Here is a 20,658-nt window from a genome sequence, read left to right on the forward strand (position 1 = left end):
CCCATGGCTACCGTCCTGGCCCGTGCCACGTCCGACGAGCAGGACCGCATGCTCCACGCCGAGGAGCCACTCGCATGGTTGCAGATGCGCTGTGGCGGGGAACTGCCGGGCACGATAGCGGTCCCCGAACTGCTCGATCTTGTTCGTACGGTTCGGCGGATAAAGCTGCCTCTCGGACGTACGATACGGGCGCAGGACGGAAGCGATACCATCGCGGCCTGGATCGAAGCGGAACCGGCGGGGGACGGCTGCGCGGTACAGGTGAAGTCCTGGCAGACGTCCCCCTGCATGCCGGAAGACGGCGCGGCTGCGGAACAGCGCCGGGCGACGATCGATCGCCATCTCGCCGAGTTGTCGGCGTTTCTGGACTCCCGGCAGAGGCTGCTTGCCGCGTCAACGGCATCGCCTGAGCTGGAGCCGGTCGCGGCCGCTATGGAGCGAGGCACTGGCCAGTGCTGGACCACCTTCCTGCCCCCGGCAGACATGACCTGCCAGCAGCCGCTGCACTGGCGCCTTCTGGACGGCATCAAGGTCGATGTCCCCGGCGCTTCCCGGACATGGCGCGTTAGGCTGATACCGCAGGCGCGTCCCGGTCACGAGCCATCAGGATTTGAACTTCTCCTGCTGTCCGAAACGGCCCCTCCGGAAGACAGTACCGGACAGGCGGGAATGCGGCCGACGCATCGCCGCAGCCTGGTCGGACAAGACCTGGCTCCCGTCCTCAAGCAGCCGATCGCCCGGATCGTGGCGAATGCGGAGACGATACGCACGCGTCTGGCAGGACCGCTGCCCGATGCTTACGCCGAATACGCTGGTGAAATCGCCGGGGCGGGCAAATTGCTGCTCGGGCTGCTTGATGACATGGCGGACCTTGAAGCGCTTGAGGCGGACGATTTCTCGACGGCTGCCGACCGCATCGAACTCGGCGAGGTCGCTCGACAAGCGGCCGGGATTCTGGGTGTCCGCGCGCGCGAGAAGAACATCGCGATCCGGTCACCAGCGGACAACGAGGTGGCGCCCGCGCGCGCCGAGTTCCGTCGAGTCCTGCAGATACTCCTCAATCTTATCGGCAATTCGATCCGCTACTCCCCGGAAGGGTCCGGCATCGACCTGACGGTGGAGATGGATGGCGCCTGCGCTCGTGCGATCGTGCAGGATCAAGGCCCGGGCCTCAGTGCCGCCGAACAGGCGAGGGTTTTCGACAGGTTTGAACGTCTGGGTCGCAGCGGCGACGGCGGATCAGGCCTTGGCCTTTATATCTCCCGCCGACTGGCCCGCGCGATGGGCGGCGATCTCACAGTCGAGAGCGCGCCGGGCGAGGGCGCCCGCTTTGTGCTTGCGGTGCCGGCGGAACCCGAAGGCTGATCTAGGTTCGGCGGGCGAGCCACACCACGATGCCGCCGACCATCGTGAGGATGGCGCCGCGGATCGCCCACCCTCGATCGCCCACCATCAAGTTCCCCTCAGGCCAGCGCAGCACGGCGGTGCCCTGAAGAGCCACGATCACTCCAAAGACGACCGCCGCAAGTCCGAGGATGACGGCAACGAAGCGGATGAATGGCATGGTCCGAGCCCCTTTTCCCGTTCGAATGCGTATGATGCGACGGCATCATGGCACTGGGCCCTGTTCGTTTCTATCAGCCTGAAACGAAAAAAGGCCCCCGCAAACGCGGGAGCCTCCTTCCTGTCGACCGCAAACGTTCGCGGTGACGTCATCTTGATCAGCGCTTGTCGACCGGAACATAGTCGCGCTGAGTCGGGCCGGTGTAGAGCTGGCGCGGACGCCCGATCTTCTGGCCTGGATCCGAAATCATTTCGTTCCACTGTGCGACCCAGCCGACCGTCCGAGCCAGAGCGAAGAGCACGGTGAACATGGTGGTCGGGAAACCGATCGCCGAAAGGATGATGCCCGAGTAGAAGTCAACGTTCGGGAAGAGCTTCTTCTCGACGAAGTACGGATCGTTGAGAGCAATCTCTTCCAGGCGCAGCGCGGTTTCGAAGAGCGGATCATTAACCTTGAGCGCGTCGAAGACCTCGCGAACGGTGGACTGCATGACTGTCGCACGCGGATCGTAGTTCTTGTAGACGCGGTGGCCGAAGCCCATCAGGCGGAACGGATCGTTCTTGTCCTTGGCGCGATCGATATAGTGCTGAATGCGGTCGGGGGTGCCGATTTCCTTCAGCATGTTCAGCGCAGCTTCGTTGGCGCCGCCGTGTGCCGGGCCCCAGAGGCAGGCGATGCCGGCCGCGATGCAGGCGAACGGATTGGCGCCGGAAGACCCTGCCAGACGAACCGTCGAAGTCGAGGCGTTCTGCTCATGGTCGGCGTGAAGGATGAAGATACGGTCCATCGCCTTTTCGACGGCGGGGATCACTTCGTATTCCTCGGCGGGAACGCCGAAGGTCATGCGCAGGAAGTTGCCGGTGTAGCTCAGCTTGTTGTCCGGATAGACGAACGGCTGGCCGACCGAATACTTGTAGGCCATCGCGGCGATGGTCGGCATCTTGGCGATCAGGCGATGCGAGCTGATCTTGCGATGTTCCGGATCCGCGATGTCGGTGGAGTCGTGGTAGAACGCCGAAAGGGCGCCGACGACACCGCACATGATCGCCATCGGGTGCGCGTCACGGCGAAAACCCTGGTAGAAATGGCGCAGCTGCTCGTGCAGCATGGTGTGGCGGCTGATCGTGTACTCGAAATTCTCGAGTTCGGCCTTGTTCGGCAGTTCGCCGTTCAGGAGCAGGTAGCTGACTTCCATGAACGACGAATTCTCAGCGAGCTGGCCGATCGGATAGCCACGGTGGAGCAGAACGCCTTCGTCACCGTCGATGTACGTCAGAGCCGATTCGCAGCTCGCGGTAGAGGTGAAGCCGGGGTCGAACGTGAACTTCCCCGTCTGGGCGTAGAGCTTGCGGATGTCGATGACGTCCGGACCGACGCTGCCTTTCAGAACCGGGTATTCGAAGTCCGCGCCACCAGCGCTCAGTTTAGCCTGATCACCCACCTATTATCTCCTTATGCCTGCGACCCGGCGGGTTCTTCAGTCTGCGCGGCAATCCGCGCAAGGCTTTCGTCCCGTCCGAGCAATACAAGTACGTCAAAAATTCCCGGCGAGGTCGTTTGACCCGTCAGGGCTGCCCGCAAGGGTTGCGCGAGCTTGCCGAGGCCCAGTCCATGGTTCTCGGCCATTGCTTTCAGATTGGCTTCCAGTCCCTCGAGAGTCCAGTCATGCAGACGGGACAGGCTCTCATGGATCGCCGCGAGGCGCTGTCGCCCTTCGTCGCTCAGGAGAGCCAGCGCCTTGTCGCTCATGGCGAGAGGACGCTTGGCGAACAGGAAGGCCGAACCTTCTGCAAGTTCGTTGAGGTCCTTTGCGCGGACCTTGAGCACGGGCATGGCTCGGACGAGAAGCTCTGCAGCATCGTCCCCTTCCACACCGTCGAGACGGGAGAGGACGAGACCTGCAAGCCGAACATCCTCCGCCTCACGCAAGTAATGTCCGTTGAGATTCTGCAGCTTCGCCACATCGAAGCGGGAGGGCGACTTGCCCACATCGGCCATGTCGAACCATTCGATCGCCTGTTCGCGCGAGATGATCTCGTCGTCGCCATGGCCCCAGCCGAGGCGAAGCAGATAGTTGAACAGCGCTTCGGGCAGGACGCCCATCTCGTCACGATAGGCATCGACGCCCAAGGCGCCGTGACGCTTCGACAGCTTGGCCCCGTCCGCGCCGTGGATGAGGGGAACGTGACCGTAGACCGGCTCATCCCAGTTCATGCCGTGAATGATCACCAACTGGCGGAACGCATTGTTCAGGTGGTCGTCGCCGCGCAGCACATGCGTGACGCCCATGTCGTGGTCGTCCACCACCACTGCCAGCATGTAGGTCGGCGTACCGTCGCTGCGGAGGATGACGAAGTCGTCGATCTCTTCGTTCTGGACCGTGACCGCACCCTGTACGAGATCGTTGATCGTGGTCTGCCCTGTGCGCGGCGCCTTGACGCGCACGACCCACGGCTTGTCATCCGGCCAGGTCGAAGGGTCCGCATCGCGCCATTCGCTTTCCACGCGGAACGGCCGACGCTCTTCCTGCGCTTTTTGCCGGCGTTCGGCCAGTTCGTCGCTGCTGAGGTAGCAGCGATAGGCTCTGCCGCGTTCCATCAGTTGCGCGGCAACCTGTGCGTGGCGGTCTGACCGCTCGAACTGAAAAACCGGCGCTTCATCCCCGTCGAGGCCGAGCCAGGAGAGTCCATCGAAAATGGCGTCAATCGCGGCATCGGTGGAGCGAGCGCGGTCGGTGTCCTCGATACGAAGAAGATATTTCCCGCCATGGTGACGGGCAAAAAGCCAGTTGAAAAGGGCCGTTCGGGCGCCGCCGATATGCAGATAACCGGTGGGCGAGGGGGCAAAGCGCGTCACGACGGCCTTGCTGCCTGCCGCTCCGCCCGATGCACTGCCGCTTGCCATCAACTCGACCTTCCTGTCCTATGCGCGGCCATGGGGATTCAAGCCGCAGTCTTTCAAAATTCGGCCACGGACGCGTCCGAAGCCGCTGCATTGCAGCATGGGCCATGGACCTGCAAGCGCCTCTTGTCGAGGGGTTTGGCCGCCTCGGAAAGATTTCTTCACCAAGCAGGATTCGAGCAGGGACCGTGGCTCTCCGTCGCCTTCGGTGCGGGGATAACCGCCTGGTTTGCGTTGCCTACGCCCATCTGGTGGGCAGCCTTCCTGGGTATTGCACTTGCGTTCAATGCAACTGGCTCCGCGTCCTTTTCCGCTCGTCAGGCTTACCCTTATCTTCTCCGCGCGACGACTGCGGTAGTGTTGATAATGGCGGGCGGCCTATCGGTAGCGTGGGTCAGGTCGGAACTGGTTGGAGCAGTGCCGATCGAGCGGCCAATCTCCGGTGTCTTCGAAGGCCGGTTGCTTGGTATAGAGCCGCAACCCGCCCGGGGCCGCGATCGCCTGCTGCTGGCCATGCGCGATCCTACCACAGACTCGGGCCGTGCAATCAAGATCCGCGTCAATCGGGCTCGCGATGGATCCCACCTGCGGTTGCAGACGGGGGACGTGATCCGCTTTCAAGGAAGGTTGATGCCGCCTGCGCCGCCAATGCTGCCGGGTGCTTACAACTTCGCCCGCACGGCGTGGTTTTCCGGCATCGCTGCGACCGGGTCGGTTCTCGGCCCGGTGCTCCATGTCGAGCGGGGCCGCCCGGCGGGACGGCTTGCCGCACTGCGCCAGAAGCTTACGGACCACGTCCGCAGCCGGATCGGCGAAAGCGCCTCAGGGCTTGCGGCCGCCTTCGTAACGGGTGACCGGGGTGGCATAGTGGCTGTGGATGATCAGGCGATGCGGGACTCAGGCCTCGCGCACCTTCTTTCCATCAGCGGCCTGCATGTGAGCGCTCTTGTGGGCGCCGTGTATCTTCTGGTCCTGCGGCTTGCTGCGCTGTTCCCGTGGCTGGCGCTCAGAGTCCGGCTGCCCGTTCTCGCCGCAGGCGGCGGTGCGCTGGCGGGCATCGGCTACACGCTAATCTCAGGGGCGGAAGTGCCGACCGTGCGGTCCTGCGTGGGTGCCTTGCTGGTGCTGATCGCCCTCGCGCTCGGGCGTGAGCCTTTGTCGCTGCGGATGCTGGCGGTGGCGGCCTTCTGCGTCATGATGCTCTGGCCAGAAGCGGTGATGGGGCCGAGCTTTCAGATGAGCTTCGGGGCGGTCCTCGCCTTGGTCGCGATCAGCGGGGCAGCGCCAGTTCGCCGCTTTATGGCGCCACGAGACGAGGCGCTGATCATCCGGGCTCTGCGCAGCCTGGGCTTGCTGCTTGTGACCGGCATCGTCATCGATCTGGCGCTGATGCCGATCGGCCTTTTTCACTTCCACCGCGCCGGCGTATACGGCGCGCTCGCCAATGTCGTGGCAATTCCGCTTACGACCTTCATTGTCATGCCTCTGCTGGCCGGAGCGCTTCTGTTGGATCTCTTCGGAGCGGGAACCCCCCTCTGGTGGTTGGCCGCCCACGCCATCGAGGCCCTGCTGGCACTTGCCCATACGTTCGCTTCGCTGCCAGGAGCCGTCAACCTGCTGCCTGCGACCGGCAACGGCGCATTCCTCGTCTTCATCCTCGGCGGACTGTGGCTCGGCTTATGGAGCGGTCGTGTGCGCTGGCTTGGCCTGCCCCCGGCGCTGGGCGGAGCCTTCCTGTTGGCCATGTCACCGTCTGCAGACATTCTCGTGCCGGGCGACGGCCGACAGGTCGGCGTGGTGGAGGAGGGCGGGCAGCGGTTGTTCCTCCTCAGGAACAGCGACGGCGGCTTCGTGCGTGACAACCTGATGGAATTTACCGGCATGGAAGCTGAACCTCTTTCTCTGGCTCGCTGGCCGAATGCCCGTTGCAACCAGGATTTCTGCACCTTCACCATCGTGCGTGAGGGCAGGAACTGGCGACTGCTCTTGTCACGCGGACGCGATACCGTTCCCGAGCGCGCGCTTGCCGCGGCATGCGAGCGCAGCGATATCGTCATAGCGGATCGCCGGCTGCCCAGGAGTTGCCGCCCCCGGTGGCTTAAAGCCGACCGCCGCAGTCTGAAACAAAGCGGAGGACTTGCTATCCATCTGGGAAAGCAGAGGATCGACACCGTCGCTCAAACCCAGGGAGAACATGGGTGGTGGGTAAGGCGTCCCGACGCCTTGGACAGGCCGCGGCGGCCTTAAGTCGCCGCATCCTGTTCCTCAACATCCGTCATGGAACGAGGTTTTGTTCAGTGATAACGGCGTAGCAAACCTGCCAGCTTGCCTTGGACCTCAACCTCGTCCGGTCCGTAGATCTGCGGTTCATAAGCGGCATTCGCAGGGTCCAGCCGAACCATGCCGGCTTCGCGACGAAGGTACTTGAGCGTCGCTTCTTCGCCGCGGACCAGCGCGACCACGATTTCACCGTCCCGGGCGGAGCTGGTGCGCTTCACCAGCGCAAAGTCGCCGTCCAGTATGCCAGCTTCGATCATCGAATCGCCTGAAACCTCAAGCGCGTAATGTTCTCCGGTGCCCAGCAGCGCTGCGGGTACCGGCAAGGTCGACTGCCCTTCCAGCGCCTCGATGGGAACGCCAGCGGCGATCCGGCCGTGCAGAGGAATTTCGATGACGTCATTGGCGGGTTGTGCGGCGGGATGACTGGTGGCCGGCGCCGACTGGTCATTGCTGTTCGCCGCCATGGCGGGGCGCGTAGCGCGAAGGCTCGCGTCATCCGGCTGACGCAGGACCTCGAGAGCGCGGGCCCTGTTGGGCAGGCGTCGAATGAAGCCACGCTCCTCAAGCGCGGAGATGAGCCGGTGCACCCCGGACTTCGACTTGAGATCCAGCGCCTCCTTCATCTCCTCAAAGCTGGGAGAAATGCCGCTTTCGTCGAGCCGGGTCTGAATGAACCGGAGCAGTTCGTGCTGCTTGCGCGTCAACATGGTCGCTGCCTTTTCGTCGGGTGCGAACGGGAAATCGATCTTCTGTTCTCCTAGTGAACATTCGGAGAACAAGCAAGCAACGAATTGCACCCGTTTTCACATCGAACCGGCACCCTCCAGCAGGAAGACATGGACGTCGTCCCCCGGTACAGCGGCCTCGGCAAGAGGCAGTCGGTCGATCAGGGCGTTGCTGGCGGCAAGAGAGGAGAGTGCTCCGCTGTCCTGAAGGGGATTTGGGCAGACGAATTCACCATCCCATGTGCCGCGCAGGAATTCGCGGCGGTGACCGTTCTGGCGAAGCGGTGCCGCGATCCTGGCCTTGCAGCGGATGGGCAGCACCCGGGCCGCACCCGCTGCTGCCCGGAGAAGCGGCAGGAGAAACATGTAGGCGGTGACGTAGCTGGACACCGGGTTGCCGGGCAGACCGAGTATGACCTGTACTCGCCCATTCTGCTTACGCGTGGCGACGAGGATGGGCTTGCCGGGCTTGATGGCGACCCGCCAGAAAGCGATGTCCGCCCCCCAGCTTTCCAGCGCCGGGCGTATCAAGTCGTGATCTCCAACGGATGCCCCGCCCGTCGTGACGATGATGTCGCACCCGGCCGCGCGGTCGAGAGCGGCGGTGAGATCTTCCACGGTGTCGGCAACTGGTCCTAGCCGCAAGACCTCGCTTGCGAGCGGCGCGGCGAGAGCTGCCAGCATCGTGCCGTTAGTTGCGGGGATCTGGTGCGCTTCACAGCATTCCGGATCAGCTGCCAGTTCGTCACCGCTGTCGACGATGGCGATGCGGGGAAGACGGTGGACGGCCAGATGCTTGTGACCGGCCGCCATCGCCAAAGCGGCTTGCGCAGGGCCGATCCGGGTTCCCGACGCCAGTATCTCTTCGCCTGCTTTGAAATCCATGCCGCAGCGCCGGACGTGCTTGTGCGGCGGCTCCGGCGGCGTTCCCGTGAGAGCGATGACTTCACCATCGCGCGCGAGATCTTCCTGAAGGATCACGGCGCCTGAGTCCGCGGGAAGAAAGGCGCCGGTTGAGATTCGCACCGCTTCGCCCCGTTCGAAGTTTCGCGGGTAGGGGTGACCTGCAGCACTTTCTCCCACCACGCGCCAGGGCCCGGCCATGTCGTCCGGCCTCACGGCGTACCCGTCCATGGCGGATAAATCAGCGGCAGGCTGCGTTCGCCGTGCCTGGAGGGCTCCGGCCAGATAGCGGCCGAGGGAGCCTTCAACATCGACACGTTCGGTCGCCAAAGGTGTGACGAGGCGCAGAAGCCGGCTCTGCGCTTCTTCAAGAGAGAGCAGCCCCGGCGACGTCACGCGCTGTAGCCTTCCGCAATCCAATGGCCTGATTTCCCCCCCGTCTTCTCCACAAGGCGTACCTCGCCGATGACCATCCCCTTGTCCAAGGCTTTCGCCATGTCATAGATTGTCAAAAGCGCCACAGAAGCTGCTGTCATGGCTTCCATTTCTACACCGGTCCGGCCGGTGAGACTCGCCGTGGCTCTGACGTGGATGGCACGGTCGTCGAACCGGAAGTCTAAGTTGACGGCGTCCAGCATCAACGGATGGCACATCGGGATCAGCTCAGCCGTGCGCTTCGCTGCCATGATGCCGGCAATCCGGGCGGTGCCCAGAACGTCGCCCTTGGGGGCATCACCCGCCTGTATAGCCGCCAGTGCAGCCGTGCTCATCGCGATCTGCCCCGCTGCCACGGCGGTCCGTTGCGTCGAAGGTTTGGCGCCGACATCGACCATCCGGGCGGTCCCCTCAGCATCGATGTGCGTCAGAGATTTCGTCATATCCGGCTCCGAATGGCGTGAGGAAGAATGGTCAGATTCCCGTCAGGAGTGCGCGTGTGGCAAGCTCCACATCAGGCTGGCGCATGAGGCTTTCTCCCACCAGGAAGGTGCGCGCGCCGCACCGCGAGAGGCGTTGCAAGTCCGCATGACTGTTGATGCCGCTTTCACTGACAAGCAAAGTACCGTCCGGGGCAAGAGGAGCCAGGCGTTCCGTCGTGCCAAGATCTGTGACGAACCGCTTGAGGTCGCGATTGTTGACGCCGATGAGCCGTGACTTCAGGCGGCTCGCACGTTCCATCTCGGCTTCGTCATGAACTTCCACCAGGCAGTCCATGCCACGCTCCAGGGCGGCAGCTTCGATTTCAGCCATGAGAACATCGTCGAGTGCGGCGACGATGATCAGGATAGCGTCGGCCCCCATAGCGCGCGCTTCGGCGACCTGCCAGGTGTCCACCATGAAGTCCTTGCGGATGACCGGCAGCCTGCATGCGGCGCGCGCGTCCATCAGATAATCTCCATGACCTTGGAAATAGGGTGCGTCCGTCAGGACAGACAAGCACGCGGCGCCGCCTCTTTCGTAAGCTACAGCGTGCTCCGCCGGGAGAAAATCCTGCCGAATCAGCCCCTTAGAGGGCGAAGCTTTCTTGATTTCCGCGATGAGCGCGAAGCCATTATCCGCCCTGGACCGCAATGCAGCCTCGAACCCGCGGGGTGCACTTTCCTGTTTCGCCCTGTCATCGAGGTCGGCGATCGTCGCGAAACCTTTGCGAGCGGCAACTTCCTCACGCTTGGTGTCGCAGATCTCGGTCAATTTGTCGGCCATGTAGTTCCCGTCACGAACGTGTTGCTGCGATCCAGCAGTCGAGCAGGGCTTTTGCGAGCCCCTTGTCGATCGTCTCGGCGGCTTCTTCCACGCCGTCGCTCCAGCTTTCCACCTCGCCTGCGACCAGCAAGGCGCCAGCTGAATTGAAGAGCACCGCATCCCGGTAGGGACCATGCTCACCAAGAAGAAGCCGGCGCAGCGCTTCGGCGTTGTAGGCCGGATCGCCTCCGCGAATGGCTCCGATCGGAGAGGTCGCGAGGCTCGCGTCGCCGGGGTTCACACGGCGCATCGAAAGCTCGCTGCCGCGAATGTCGGCAACCTCGTTGCCACCAGCGATGCTCAACTCGTCGAGCCCCTCATCGCCCGAAACGACCATCGAGTGATCCGTTCCAAGACGCAGGAGGGCATCGGCGTAGATGGGCACGTACCCGGGACGGGCAATGCCGACGAGTTGGCGTGAAACCCCCGCCGGATTCGCCAGTGGCCCCATCAGGTTGAAGATCGTGCGCCGGCCGAGCGACTTGCGCAGCGGCATAAGCCGTCCCAGCGCGGGGTGATGCCGCGCCGCGAACAGAAAGCCGATTCCGATCTCGGAAAGGGTGGACTCCGCCGTTTCAACAGCGCGATCGAGGTTGAGCCCAAGCGCCTCCAGAGTGTCGGCCGCGCCCGCCTTCGAACTGGCGGCACGGTTGCCATGCTTGGCCACGGGCACGCCCGCAGCCGCCACCACGAGGGAGACGGCGGTGGAGACATTGAGTGTGTGGTGGCCGTCGCCTCCCGTGCCGCAGACATCGATGGCGGTCGCGGGAGCCGTGATCGGCACCATCCGCTCTCGCATCGCACGGGCCGCACCCGCGATCTCGGCTGCAGTCTCGCCGCGCTCCGACATGGCGATCAGGAAGGTGCCGATCTCGGGTTCGGGCACCTTGCCGTCGAGGATTGCGCAGAAGGCCGTGTGTGCGTCTTCCTCAGCGATGGGGTGAAGCGGATCGGGCAGGTCAACCACCATTCACACCTCCACGGATGAGAGGCGTTCGGGCAGCCTGGCTTCGATGCCACAGTCGCCGAGGAAGTTCGCCAGCATGGCGTGGCCATGCTCGGTGGCGATGCTTTCTGGATGGAACTGCACACCATGGATGGGCAGGCTTGCATGGCGAAAGCCCATTACATGCCCGTCGTCGGAGCGGGCGTTGACGTGGAGGCAATCCGGGATGTCTTCAACGATCAGCGAGTGGTACCGCGTAGCCGTGAACGGAGAGGGGAGGCCTGTGAAAACGCCGGTGCCATCATGTGTGACGGGTGAGGTCTTGCCGTGCATCAGCCCGCCGCGAACAACCTTGCCGCCGAAGAACTGGCCGATCGACTGGTGACCGAGGCACACGCCGAGCAGCGGCACTCCCGCCTCAGCCGCAGCGCCGACCAGCTCGAGGCTGATTCCAGCTTCGTTAGGCGTACAGGGGCCCGGCGACAGCAGAAAGCCCGCAGCCCCGCTGGAAATCGCATCTGCGGCAGACAGCGCGTCATTGCGCACGACCTGGACTTCGACGCCGAGTTCCATGACGTAATGGACGAGGTTCCAGGTGAAGCTGTCGTAATTGTCAATGACGAGGATCATGTGTCCGCCTTCGTCCTTTTCTCGACGACGATCAAGGGGCCGAGAGGCGGTCCGCCGTCCACGCGGCCATGCTCGGGGTCCCAAAGGGAGGAGACGCTACCGTCAAGAAACAGTGCGTTCCGGCATCTTAACGTGTCTCGAAAGTAGCGGGCAAGCTTGCCGAAGGACACGGGTTCATCGGAGATGACGAAGTGCGCTCGTCCCTTATTATCTATGCCTACACCATTGCGCAATTTCAAGGACTTGCCGTCGGGGTCTATCTTCGGATGGAGGTTGCCGTCGATCACCAGCATGGGGCCCGACTGGGTGCCGAAGTCCGGCCGGTCGTGCACCGATTGCTCGAAGTCGGTGCTGGTGCGGATCTGCCACTTGCCGTTGGTGTCTCCAAAAAAGACCCCATTCGGCAGCAGGTGAAAGTTTCCAAAGCCCTCGTTGGTATTGAGCGATTTTCCCTTCTCGCCGTCTTCCACGTAGTAGCCGATGGGTCCGCCCTCGGCATCGAACATGCCGCCGTTCATCGCGAAAGCGACCGGCGCGCTCCGGTCTGGGCGATCGACGGCGAGTTGGGAGAGGCTGCGGTAGGGTTGACCGCCTTTCGGGCCCAGGATTGTCCTTATCCCGTGCCGCCCCGGCACTGCCACGCAGTGCGTGAAGCTCACGCCTTCGAAGCTCGTCCCCTGACAGGAAGGCGGGGGCGGTGCGGTGGGCTGGCGGGCTGGTTCGCTGGAACAGGACGCAAGCACGCACAGGGCCGATGCAGCGAGCGGCTTCAGCATCGCAGGGCAAATGCCTGACGAAGCACAGCTGCTGGGTTCATTGGCCGAACCCGGGTTCCCCGGCAACGCGAATGGCTTCCCGCGCGGCGGCGAAAAGGGCGCCGCTCTTGGCTTCGCACTCGCGCTGCTCATAGTCAGGATCGCTGTCCGCAACGATGCCGGCGCCCGCCTGAACATGGAGGACGCCGTCCTTGAGAACGCCGGTGCGCAGCACAATGCAGCTGTCGACAGAACCGTCAGGCGCGAAGTACCCGACGCCACCGGCATAGGCGCCCCTGGTTTCGGGCTCGAGCTCTGCGATTACCTCACAAGCCCGCACCTTGGGTGCACCCGAGACCGTCCCGGCTGGAAATCCCGCAAAGACGGCATCGAGAGCATCGTGTCGCGCCGTGTCGAGCCTGCCCACTACGTTCGACACGATGTGCATGACGTGGCTGTACCGCTCGACCGTGTAGCTGTCGGTGACTTCGACGGAGCCGGCCGCGGCGACACGGCCGACATCATTGCGACCCAGATCCAGAAGCATCAGATGCTCGGCGCGCTCCTTGGGATCGGCCAGGAGGCTGATTTCGTTACTCCGGTCCTCGGCGGGCGTCTTGCCGCGCGGGCGCGTGCCGGCGATGGGACGGATGGTTACCTCGCCTTCGCGGACACGGACGAGGATCTCCGGGCTCGAACCGATCAGCGCAAAGCCTGGGAGGTCGAGATAATAGAGGAAGGGCGACGGATTCACCCGCCGCAGGCTGCGATAAAGCGCCAGCGGCGGGAGCGGGAAGTCGCAGGTGAAGCGCTGGGCCAGCACCACCTGGAAGATATCGCCGGCTTCGATGTACTCCTTCGCGCGCAGAGCCATCGCCTTGTAGTCCGCCGGAGCCACAACCGCGGTCTGCACGGGTTCCGGCAGGTTCACGGCCGCCGGAGCGGCAGGCGCGGGTGCCGCGAGACGGCGCAGTGCGGTGTCGATGCTGTCCGATGCCTGGTCAAGTGCGCTGTCGGGATCCTGAACGCCGGGCCACACAGGCGCGACACAGAACAGTTCGTCCGAAAGCCTGTCGAAGATAAGTAGGAGAGACGGACGCACGAATAGCATGTCCGGCACCTCCAGCGTGCTCTGAGGCGCGCGCGGAAGCTTCTCGACCAGACCAATGGTCTCGTAGCCGAAATAGCCTACCAGGCACGCCATGGCCTTCGGAAGCTCGGCCGGAACGTCGCAGCGACACCGTTCGACAAGGGCGCGAAGCTCGGTGAGGCTACCGCCTTCCAGAGCCGAGAAGGCGTTGCGGTCCTGTTTCCACCGTGTGTTGATTTCGCAGGTGGCGCCGTTCGCCCGAAAGACGAGGTCGGGATCGAGGCCGACCAGGCTGTAGCGGCCGCGGGTCTCTCCGCCCTCGACCGACTCCAGCAGGAAATCGCCGCGGCCGTCCTCGATCAGCTTGAGAGCAGCGCCGACAGGCGTTTCCGTGTCGGCAACCAGTCGGCGCCAGACCAGAGCAGGACGGCCTTGCTCAAGCTGCGTCTGAGCCGCCCGGCGGTCGTAATGGCGCTGCATCGCTATTCCTTCGATCCGATCAGTTGGTGGCGGTGCCGGCAAGCTGGTCGCGGACGGCGCGAATGGCGGCGTCGTGACGCTTGACGCCCACGTCCTTGCGGACCGCGCCAGCAAGGGCGGAGGCGTAGGCCTGGCCAAGCTGCTGCCCCAGTTCGGTTTGCGCGCTGCGGATCATGGCGTCCGATTCCACCTTGGCCGGCACGATGTCCTTGAGCATGACCACGAACCAGCCTCTTCCGCCCGCAGCCGACTGCACCTTGATGGTGCCCTTGGCCATGTGGAACATCAGCGAAACCGGGGGAGGAACCTGTTGGCCGGCCCGAAGCGCCGCCGCCAGCGTGGGCCGCGACATCGAGACCTGCTCGACCGGAGGAAGGTTCTTGCCCGTTGCAGCGATGGCCTGGTCAATCGACTGTCCCTTGCGCAGAGCAGCCTGGATCTTCACCGCAGCCACCTTCGCCGCCCTGGAGCCGGCGTCAACCTTCCAGGCAAAGGTGACGTCGTCCTTGATCTGTGCGAGCGGGGCGGGGGCAGAGGCCTGAACGTCGGTCACGTCATAAAGGACGAACGACTTGCCCTTCTCAACCTCGGCGACCTGAGGCTGCTCCTGCTCCATGCTGAACGCGGTGGCGAGGATCGGGCGCAATTCTGCCGGGAGAGCCTCACCCGGCTTCATGTATACCCGCCCATCAGCGGTGACGGGCTGCGTGCGGGCCACCCCAGCGCCGAGGGACTGCGCAACTTCCGTGAGGTTCGCGCCGTTGGAGAACTGCTCATCCACACGGCCGATGGCATCGCTGAACGCCTTGCGCGCCTTCTCCGCGGCCAGCTGCTCGCGAATCTCGGACTTCGCGTCCGCCAGCGTTCTTGCAGGGGTCTTCTGCTCCTCGTCCACGCGGATGACGTGCCAGCCAAGGACACTCTTCTGCGGCGTCGCCAGCTTCCCGACAGGAGCCGCAAAGACGGCTTGGGCCACGGCCTGCGAGAACTGGCTCGCCAGCTCCTCGCGGCTGAACGATTCCAGTTTGGCCGCCGAGAGCCCCTTCTGCTGCGCTGCGGCTTCGAGCGACTTGCCCTTCTGCACTTCGGCCACGATTGCCTGTGCCGCCGCTTCGGTGGGAACGATCAGCTGCGTGATGCGGCGATTGTCCTTGGCGGCGTAGTTCGCCGTGTTCGCTTCAAACCGCGCGGCGACCTCCGCGTCCGTCGGCGCCGCGGCCGCCGGGATTGCTTCGGCCTTGACCAGTGCGTAGCGGATCGTCCGGCGCTCGGGACGGACGAACTGCGCCGCATGCTCCTTGTAGTAAGCTGCAAGTTCCGCATCGGTGGGCGCTTTGTCGGGGGCGAACAACGGGGAGGGCAGTGCGATGACGCTGCCGCTGCGGGTTTCGCCGAGCAGCGCCGCGTAGCGCTTGGCCACAAACTGGGGCATCACCGTTCCGAACTGGGCGGGAACCACAAGTTCCTGCGCGATCAGGTTCTTGCGGATGTCGCTGCGCAGGGACGCTTCGGAAATGCGCTGCTGCGCGAGCGCCTGACGGAAGACGGTCTGATCGAATTTGCCGTCGACGCCCTGAAAGCCGGGTATCTGAGTGAGCTCGCTGTCGACGAGGCGATCGCTCACGGTAATGCCATGCTCGTCTCCGAAAGCAGCGAAGGCCGCTCCGTCGATCAGGCTGTCGAGCACCTGCTCAAGGCCGCCTTCAGCGATGAGTTGCTTCATCGTCGCGGTCGGGCTTTGTTGCTTGACACGTTCCAGTGCGCGCTTCGCACTTTGATCGAGTTCGTCGGCTGTGACCTTCTCGTCGCCGGCCGTCGCCACGGAGGCTCCGGTCCCGCCACCCGCCGGGCCTCCAAGCCCGATCATGTCGCCGCTGGCAAACGCGATGGCGATGAGGGCAAGGACTGCCAGGCCCACGAAGGCACCGACTTTGGACTTGAGAAACGTTCGGAAGAAATTGAGCATGGACCGTGCCAATCAGCGATTATCTGCGCGAAACCTTGGGGTATCGCCTGTAAACGGTCGCAGGCTTTAGGGTGCCTTCGCCTATCCTGCAATGGCGGTCGCGCACGGGCCGGGCAAAAGCGCGGTACGTTGCGTTTGCGCGACAGCGGTGGGTAATACGATCGGTGACGCCGCGACGAGTTTTGACAAGGTCGTGCACACTGGCCTAGCTGCCCGCCAAAGCGACGACTGATTCCCCGTTTTGAAACAGCAACGGGAATCGCCGGGGGCACTCTGTCGAGAAAGCTCTCAAGGTTCGCCGAGATCGGATCAAGGGATTGAAATGGCCGGATTGCCTTACATCGTCGGAAACTGGAAAATGAACGGTACGCGCGCCATGCTCAACGAAGCCCGCGCAATTGACCGTGCCGCCGCGCGCTTCCCCAAGGTGCAGGTAGGGCTGGCGCCGCCCGCGACACTGCTCTTCCGTATGCGTGATGCGGTTGAACTGATTGGTGTGGGCGGGCAAGACTGCCATGCCAGCGAGAACGGCGCCTACACGGGCAACGTGTCTGCCCTGATGCTGAAGGATGCGGGAGCGGACTTCACTATCGTCGGGCACTCCGAGCGCCGGGATTACCACCGGGAAAGCGACGCGGACGTCAAGGCGAAGGCGGAAGCTGCCTTGTCCGCCGGCCTTTCGGTCATTCTCTGCATCGGTGAGAGCGAAGCGCAGCGCGACGCCGGACACGCCGAGGCCGTCGTCACGGCGCAGCTTGAAGGCTCATGCCCGCGCATGGACGGCGCACCGGACAAGCTTTCGATCGCCTATGAGCCGATCTGGGCGATCGGCACCGGACGCGTGCCGTCGGTGGAGGACGTGGCGGCGATGCACAAGGCGATTCGCACCCGCCTCGTCGCCATCTACGGTGAGAGCTGCGTGGACGTGCGTATCCTGTACGGTGGATCGGTGAAGGCCGAGAACGCGGCTGAACTGCTTGCAGTTCCGGATGTGGACGGTGCACTCGTGGGGGGCGCCAGCCTCACGGCGGAAAGCTTCCTGTCTATCGTGGGTGCGGCCGCCTCGCTTACGGAATGACAAGACGGATACGCATTGACGAGAGTCGGTGTGGTAATAAAGTTGCCGGGTTGCGCACTCGCCCTCGAGAGCCTATCTGCGCCGCGAACCATACGGGGTATGTCCTCGTAAGAAGGCTGAGACGAAGATGTTCCTTTTTCTGACCGTGGTCCAGGCGCTGGTCGCTGCCATGCTGGTTGGCGTGATCCTGGTGCAGAAGTCCGAAGGCGGCGGCCTCGGTGTCGGCGGCAGTCCCTCGGGGCTTATGTCGGCACGTGGTGCCGCCAACTTCCTGACCCGCGCCACGGCGATCCTGGCTTCCGTCTTCGTCATCCTGAGCATCGCTCTTGCGGCTCTCGCGGTTAATGAGACCTCGGGCCGCGATATCGACACCTCGCTGGAACGCAATGCCGCGCCGTCGGCGCCGGCTCAGCCGGCGGACCCGCTCGGTGGGGCCGCCAATCCGGCGGCGCCTGCGCCACAGGTGCAGGGCGCTCCGGTTGGCGAATCCGTTCCGGCCGACCCTCTTTCGGGTGCTGCCAAGCAGTAACCCCGGCAAGCGTCCTCGCGACGCTTCACCGTAACCGGAATGCCGTCTGGCGCTGTCAGACGGCATTTCCATGTGTTTGACCTGTGGAATGAGGCTCTGGGCGCTTGCCTTTGGGCCCCCATGCAATTTAAGGCCCGACTCCCATGGCGCGGCATATTTTCATCACCGGCGGCGTGGTCTCCTCGCTGGGCAAGGGTCTGATGGCGGCGAGCCTCGCGGCTCTGCTTCAGGCGCGGGGCTATAAGGTCCGCATTCGCAAGTTCGACCCCTATCTCAACGTCGATCCGGGCACCATGAGTCCGTATCAGCATGGCGAGGTTTTCGTGACCGACGACGGGGCGGAAACCGATCTTGATCTCGGTCACTACGAGCGGTTCACGGGCGTTTCCGGCAGCAAGGCGGACAACATCACCTCGGGACGCATCTACCAGGACATCATCGCCAAGGAGCGCCGTGGCGACTACCTCGGCGCGACAGTTCAGGTGATTCCGCATGTAACCGACGCCATCAAGGACTTCGCGCTGACCGAAACCGAGGATCTCGATTTCGTCCTCTGCGAGATCGGCGGAACCGTCGGCGACATCGAAGGCCTGCCTTTCGTCGAGGCGATGCGCCAGCTGCGCAACGAACTCGGCCGGGAACAGACCTGCTTCGTGCACGTCACCCTGGTTCCGTTCATCGCTGCAGCGGGTGAGTTGAAGACCAAACCGACGCAACACTCGGTGCGCGAGCTGACTGGTCTGGGTATCCAGCCGGACATTCTCCTCTGCCGTGCCGATCGCGAACTGCCGGAGAGCGAGCGTCGCAAGATCGCGCTGTTCTGCAACGTGCGTCCGCAGGCGGTGATCCAGGCGCTTGACGCGCCGAACATCTATGCGGTTCCGCTGCAGTACCATCACGAAGGGCTGGATGCGGAGGTTCTGCATCACTTCGGCATGCTGGAATCGTCGAAGGCTCCGGAACTGTCCCGTTGGGAAGATATCACGGACCGCTACCAGAACCCCGAGGGCGAGGTGACGATCGGCGTCGTGGGCAAGTATCTCGGCCTGCAGGACGCGTACAAGTCGCTGAACGAGGCGCTGGTGCACGGCGGCATGGCAAACCGCGTCAAGGTGAACGTGCGGTGGATCGACGCGGAAGTCTTCGAGAAGGAAGATTCCGAAATCGCAGCGGCGCTGGAGCCGATGCACGGCATCCTCGTGCCGGGCGGCTTTGGCGAGCGCGGTACCGAAGGCAAGATCGCCTCGGTTCGCTTCGCGCGTGAGCGTGGCGTTCCGTTCTTCGGGATCTGTCTTGGCATGCAGATGGCCTGCATCGAAGGCGCGCGCGCAGCCGGGATCGAGAAGGCGAGTTCGACGGAGTTCGGTCCGACTGAGGAGCCGGTCGTCGGAATCATCACGGAATGGATGACGCAGGACGGTCTCCAGACCCGGGCGGAAGGTGGCGATCTGGGCGGCACCATGCGCCTCGGCGCCTATACCGCTGCGCTCTCTCCGAACAGCCATGTCGCATCGATCTACGGCGCGGCGGAAATCAGCGAACGTCACCGCCATCGCTACGAGGTGAACGGCAAGTACCGTGAGGCGCTTGAAGGCAACGGCCTTATTTTCTCGGGCATGTCTCCCGACGGGTTGCTGCCGGAGATCGTGGAGCGTCCCGATCACCCGTGGTTTGTGGGCGTGCAGTTCCATCCCGAGCTGAAGTCGCGTCCGTTTGAGCCGCATCCGCTGTTCGCCGGTTTCATCGCGGCTGCCTTGCGTCAGGCACGCCTCGTTTGATCGCAGTTCCGGCCCCATCGCCTGGCGGTGGGTCCGGAACGGAACAGACTGCCCTGGCTATCGGGCAGGCGGGCGAGGCATTCTGCTCCCTCCACGTGGGGGCTGGTTGAATGCGAACGATTGTCCTGGAATTCAACGAACTTTCACCGCAGTTGCTCGATCGCTTCATAGAGCAAGGGCATCTGCCGAACTTTCGCCGCTTCCGGGACTCCGCCATGGTCGCGGTCACCGACGCGGAGGAGACGGCGCCCAATCTCGAGCCGTGGGTTCAGTGGGTCACGGTTCACACCGGGCTCTCCTTCGCGGAGCATGGCTGCTTCAATCTCAACGAGGGCAGCGACCTGACCGCGCCGCGTCTGTGGGACCTCGTCAGCCGCGCAGACCAGACGAACTGGATCTGCGGCAGCATGAACGCCGCGGTCCAGCCGGGGTTTCGCGGCTGCTTCCTTCCCGACCCTTGGGCCACTTCGGCAGAGCCCGTGCCGCTGAACATGTTCAGGCCCTACGCTCGTCTGGTCCGAAGCTACGTCCAGGAGCATAGCGGCCGGCCGGAGGTCTCTCCAGTCGACGTTCTGCGGTTTGGGCAGTTCATGCTCAGGCACGGCCTTTCTGCCAGTTCCGTGGCAGCGTTGATCAAGCAACTTGCGCAGGAGAGGCGCCGCGACGTGAAATGGCGCAGGGCCATGATGCTCGACAGGCTGCAGTGGGATGTGTTCCGCTCCGTCTACAAGTCCATGCAGCCGTATCTCTCTACGTTCTTCATCAACAGCACCGCGCACTTCCAGCACTTTCATTGGAGGGAGTTCGAACCGGGTCTGTTCAGGATCCAGTCGTCGGAGAAGCAACGCCAGACGTACGGCGACGCTATTCTTGCGGGCTATCAGAACATGGACCGCATCGTGGGAGAGGCACTGTCGATGGCGAGGGACGAGGCAAACCTCGTGCTGCTGACTGCCCTAAGCCAGCAGCCGATGCTGACACATGAGGAAGATGGGGGGCGTCAGATCTTCCGCCATCGGGATATCAAAGTCTTGCTTGAACTGGCGGGAGTTGAGCAGGGGTGGACATACGCCCCCATCATGTCGCAGCAGTTTCTGCTTTATTTCCAGAACGAACAGGCAGCCAAGTTCGCCGCCGCACGGATCGAGGCGCTGCGGCTTACTGACTGTCAACCGGCGCGCAAAACTGACCCCCTATCGGCGCCCAATATTGACCCCACCTTTCGGCAGCGCGGCGGTTATCCCGGTAGTCGATAGGAGGGGCCCACGGACGACGACGCGCACCGTCAGGTGT

The 20,658-nt window shown here is 63.7% G+C and carries 18 protein-coding genes; 6 read left to right on the top strand and 12 right to left on the bottom strand.

Annotated features, from left to right (window positions below):
* Nucleotides 1-3 precede the first annotated feature (3 nt).
* Nucleotides 4-1,365, top strand: coding sequence for a sensor histidine kinase KdpD (locus C2R25_RS18660; protein WP_103730638.1), 1,362 nt, complete (start codon nucleotides 4-6; stop codon nucleotides 1,363-1,365).
* Nucleotide 1,366: 1 nt separating this feature from the next.
* On the opposite strand, the gene C2R25_RS18665 is transcribed toward C2R25_RS18660, so the two are convergent.
* The 3 genes from C2R25_RS18665 to gltX form a co-directional block, all read right to left on the bottom strand.
* Complete coding sequence (locus C2R25_RS18665) at nucleotides 1,367-1,564, bottom strand: hypothetical protein (protein ID WP_103730606.1); 198 nt, start codon at nucleotides 1,562-1,564, stop codon at nucleotides 1,367-1,369.
* A gap of 157 nt (nucleotides 1,565-1,721) precedes the next feature.
* Nucleotides 1,722-3,005, bottom strand: coding sequence for a citrate synthase (locus C2R25_RS18670; RefSeq protein ID WP_103730607.1), 1,284 nt, complete (start codon nucleotides 3,003-3,005; stop codon nucleotides 1,722-1,724).
* Between the two features lie 11 nt (nucleotides 3,006-3,016).
* Nucleotides 3,017-4,468: a glutamate--tRNA ligase gene (gene gltX, locus C2R25_RS18675; RefSeq protein WP_103730608.1), complete on the bottom strand. Its 1,452-nt coding sequence runs from the start codon at nucleotides 4,466-4,468 to the stop codon at nucleotides 3,017-3,019.
* A gap of 30 nt (nucleotides 4,469-4,498) precedes the next feature.
* Between gltX and C2R25_RS18680 the strand changes: the two genes are divergently transcribed.
* On the top strand, nucleotides 4,499-6,712 hold the full coding sequence (locus C2R25_RS18680) for a ComEC/Rec2 family competence protein (RefSeq protein ID WP_103730609.1): 2,214 nt from the start codon (nucleotides 4,499-4,501) through the stop codon (nucleotides 6,710-6,712).
* A 47-nt stretch (nucleotides 6,713-6,759) separates the two neighbouring features.
* Here C2R25_RS18680 and lexA read toward each other — a convergent pair whose 3' ends face one another.
* The 9 genes from lexA to C2R25_RS18725 all read right to left on the bottom strand — a co-directional run bounded on the left by lexA (nucleotide 6,760) and on the right by C2R25_RS18725 (nucleotide 15,980).
* Complete coding sequence (gene lexA / locus C2R25_RS18685) at nucleotides 6,760-7,452, bottom strand: transcriptional repressor LexA (protein ID WP_103730639.1); 693 nt, start codon at nucleotides 7,450-7,452, stop codon at nucleotides 6,760-6,762.
* Between the two features lie 96 nt (nucleotides 7,453-7,548).
* Nucleotides 7,549-8,769 carry a molybdopterin molybdotransferase MoeA gene (locus C2R25_RS18690; protein ID WP_103730610.1) on the bottom strand — a complete coding sequence of 407 codons (1,221 nt, stop codon included), beginning with the start codon at nucleotides 8,767-8,769 and terminating at the stop codon, nucleotides 7,549-7,551.
* Complete coding sequence (gene moaC / locus C2R25_RS18695) at nucleotides 8,766-9,251, bottom strand: cyclic pyranopterin monophosphate synthase MoaC (RefSeq protein ID WP_103730611.1); 486 nt, start codon at nucleotides 9,249-9,251, stop codon at nucleotides 8,766-8,768. The genes C2R25_RS18690 and moaC overlap by 4 nt, the downstream gene beginning before the upstream one ends.
* A gap of 31 nt (nucleotides 9,252-9,282) precedes the next feature.
* Complete coding sequence (trpC, locus tag C2R25_RS18700) at nucleotides 9,283-10,074, bottom strand: indole-3-glycerol phosphate synthase TrpC (protein ID WP_103730612.1); 792 nt, start codon at nucleotides 10,072-10,074, stop codon at nucleotides 9,283-9,285.
* A 10-nt stretch (nucleotides 10,075-10,084) separates the two neighbouring features.
* On the bottom strand, nucleotides 10,085-11,083 hold the full coding sequence (gene trpD / locus C2R25_RS18705; protein WP_103730613.1) for an anthranilate phosphoribosyltransferase: 999 nt from the start codon (nucleotides 11,081-11,083) through the stop codon (nucleotides 10,085-10,087).
* The gene (locus C2R25_RS18710; protein WP_103730614.1) at nucleotides 11,084-11,689 is read right to left on the bottom strand and encodes an aminodeoxychorismate/anthranilate synthase component II; all 606 of its coding nucleotides are present in this window, start codon (nucleotides 11,687-11,689) and stop codon (nucleotides 11,084-11,086) included.
* Nucleotides 11,686-12,465: a phosphodiester glycosidase family protein gene (locus C2R25_RS18715; RefSeq protein ID WP_103730615.1), complete on the bottom strand. Its 780-nt coding sequence runs from the start codon at nucleotides 12,463-12,465 to the stop codon at nucleotides 11,686-11,688. The genes C2R25_RS18710 and C2R25_RS18715 overlap by 4 nt, the downstream gene beginning before the upstream one ends.
* Before the next feature lie 37 nt (nucleotides 12,466-12,502).
* Nucleotides 12,503-14,014: an anthranilate synthase component I family protein gene (locus C2R25_RS18720; protein WP_103730616.1), complete on the bottom strand. Its 1,512-nt coding sequence runs from the start codon at nucleotides 14,012-14,014 to the stop codon at nucleotides 12,503-12,505.
* Between the two features lie 19 nt (nucleotides 14,015-14,033).
* Nucleotides 14,034-15,980, bottom strand: a complete 1,947-nt coding sequence (locus C2R25_RS18725; RefSeq protein ID WP_103730617.1) for a peptidylprolyl isomerase — start codon at nucleotides 15,978-15,980, stop codon at nucleotides 14,034-14,036.
* A gap of 322 nt (nucleotides 15,981-16,302) precedes the next feature.
* Between C2R25_RS18725 and tpiA the strand changes: the two genes are divergently transcribed.
* The 4 genes from tpiA (at nucleotide 16,303) to C2R25_RS18745 (ending at nucleotide 20,621) form a co-directional block, all read left to right on the top strand.
* Nucleotides 16,303-17,058 carry a triose-phosphate isomerase gene (gene tpiA / locus C2R25_RS18730; protein ID WP_103730618.1) on the top strand — a complete coding sequence of 252 codons (756 nt, stop codon included), beginning with the start codon at nucleotides 16,303-16,305 and terminating at the stop codon, nucleotides 17,056-17,058.
* A gap of 127 nt (nucleotides 17,059-17,185) precedes the next feature.
* Complete coding sequence (secG, locus tag C2R25_RS18735) at nucleotides 17,186-17,587, top strand: preprotein translocase subunit SecG (RefSeq protein ID WP_103730619.1); 402 nt, start codon at nucleotides 17,186-17,188, stop codon at nucleotides 17,585-17,587.
* Between the two features lie 143 nt (nucleotides 17,588-17,730).
* Nucleotides 17,731-19,365, top strand: a complete 1,635-nt coding sequence (locus C2R25_RS18740) for a CTP synthase (RefSeq protein WP_103730620.1) — start codon at nucleotides 17,731-17,733, stop codon at nucleotides 19,363-19,365.
* A 110-nt stretch (nucleotides 19,366-19,475) separates the two neighbouring features.
* A complete protein-coding gene (locus C2R25_RS18745; RefSeq protein WP_103730621.1) occupies nucleotides 19,476-20,621 on the top strand; it encodes an alkaline phosphatase family protein in 1,146 nt (381 codons plus the stop codon).
* Nucleotides 20,622-20,658: the final 37 nt, after the last annotated feature.

Origin of the sequence: Novosphingobium sp. HII-3, assembly GCF_002916655.1 — a bacterium.
Classification (GTDB): domain Bacteria; phylum Pseudomonadota; class Alphaproteobacteria; order Sphingomonadales; family Sphingomonadaceae; genus Novosphingobium; species Novosphingobium panipatense.

Coding starts and splice junctions, on each gene's coding strand:
- C2R25_RS18725 (WP_103730617.1), bottom strand. CDS start 15,980: ATGCTCAATTTCTTCCGAACGTTTCTCAAGTCCAAAGTCGGTGCCTTC.
- trpC (WP_103730612.1), bottom strand. CDS start 10,074: ATGGCCGACAAATTGACCGAGATCTGCGACACCAAGCGTGAGGAAGTT.
- gltX (WP_103730608.1), bottom strand. CDS start 4,468: ATGGCAAGCGGCAGTGCATCGGGCGGAGCGGCAGGCAGCAAGGCCGTC.
- moaC (WP_103730611.1), bottom strand. CDS start 9,251: ATGACGAAATCTCTGACGCACATCGATGCTGAGGGGACCGCCCGGATG.
- C2R25_RS18710 (WP_103730614.1), bottom strand. CDS start 11,689: ATGATCCTCGTCATTGACAATTACGACAGCTTCACCTGGAACCTCGTC.
- C2R25_RS18740 (WP_103730620.1), top strand. CDS start 17,731: ATGGCGCGGCATATTTTCATCACCGGCGGCGTGGTCTCCTCGCTGGGC.
- C2R25_RS18660 (WP_103730638.1), top strand. CDS start 4: ATGGCTACCGTCCTGGCCCGTGCCACGTCCGACGAGCAGGACCGCATG.
- C2R25_RS18715 (WP_103730615.1), bottom strand. CDS start 12,465: ATGCTGAAGCCGCTCGCTGCATCGGCCCTGTGCGTGCTTGCGTCCTGT.
- secG (WP_103730619.1), top strand. CDS start 17,186: ATGTTCCTTTTTCTGACCGTGGTCCAGGCGCTGGTCGCTGCCATGCTG.
- C2R25_RS18720 (WP_103730616.1), bottom strand. CDS start 14,014: ATGCAGCGCCATTACGACCGCCGGGCGGCTCAGACGCAGCTTGAGCAA.
- C2R25_RS18745 (WP_103730621.1), top strand. CDS start 19,476: ATGCGAACGATTGTCCTGGAATTCAACGAACTTTCACCGCAGTTGCTC.
- trpD (WP_103730613.1), bottom strand. CDS start 11,083: ATGGTGGTTGACCTGCCCGATCCGCTTCACCCCATCGCTGAGGAAGAC.
- tpiA (WP_103730618.1), top strand. CDS start 16,303: ATGGCCGGATTGCCTTACATCGTCGGAAACTGGAAAATGAACGGTACG.
- lexA (WP_103730639.1), bottom strand. CDS start 7,452: ATGTTGACGCGCAAGCAGCACGAACTGCTCCGGTTCATTCAGACCCGG.
- C2R25_RS18680 (WP_103730609.1), top strand. CDS start 4,499: ATGGGGATTCAAGCCGCAGTCTTTCAAAATTCGGCCACGGACGCGTCC.
- C2R25_RS18665 (WP_103730606.1), bottom strand. CDS start 1,564: ATGCCATTCATCCGCTTCGTTGCCGTCATCCTCGGACTTGCGGCGGTC.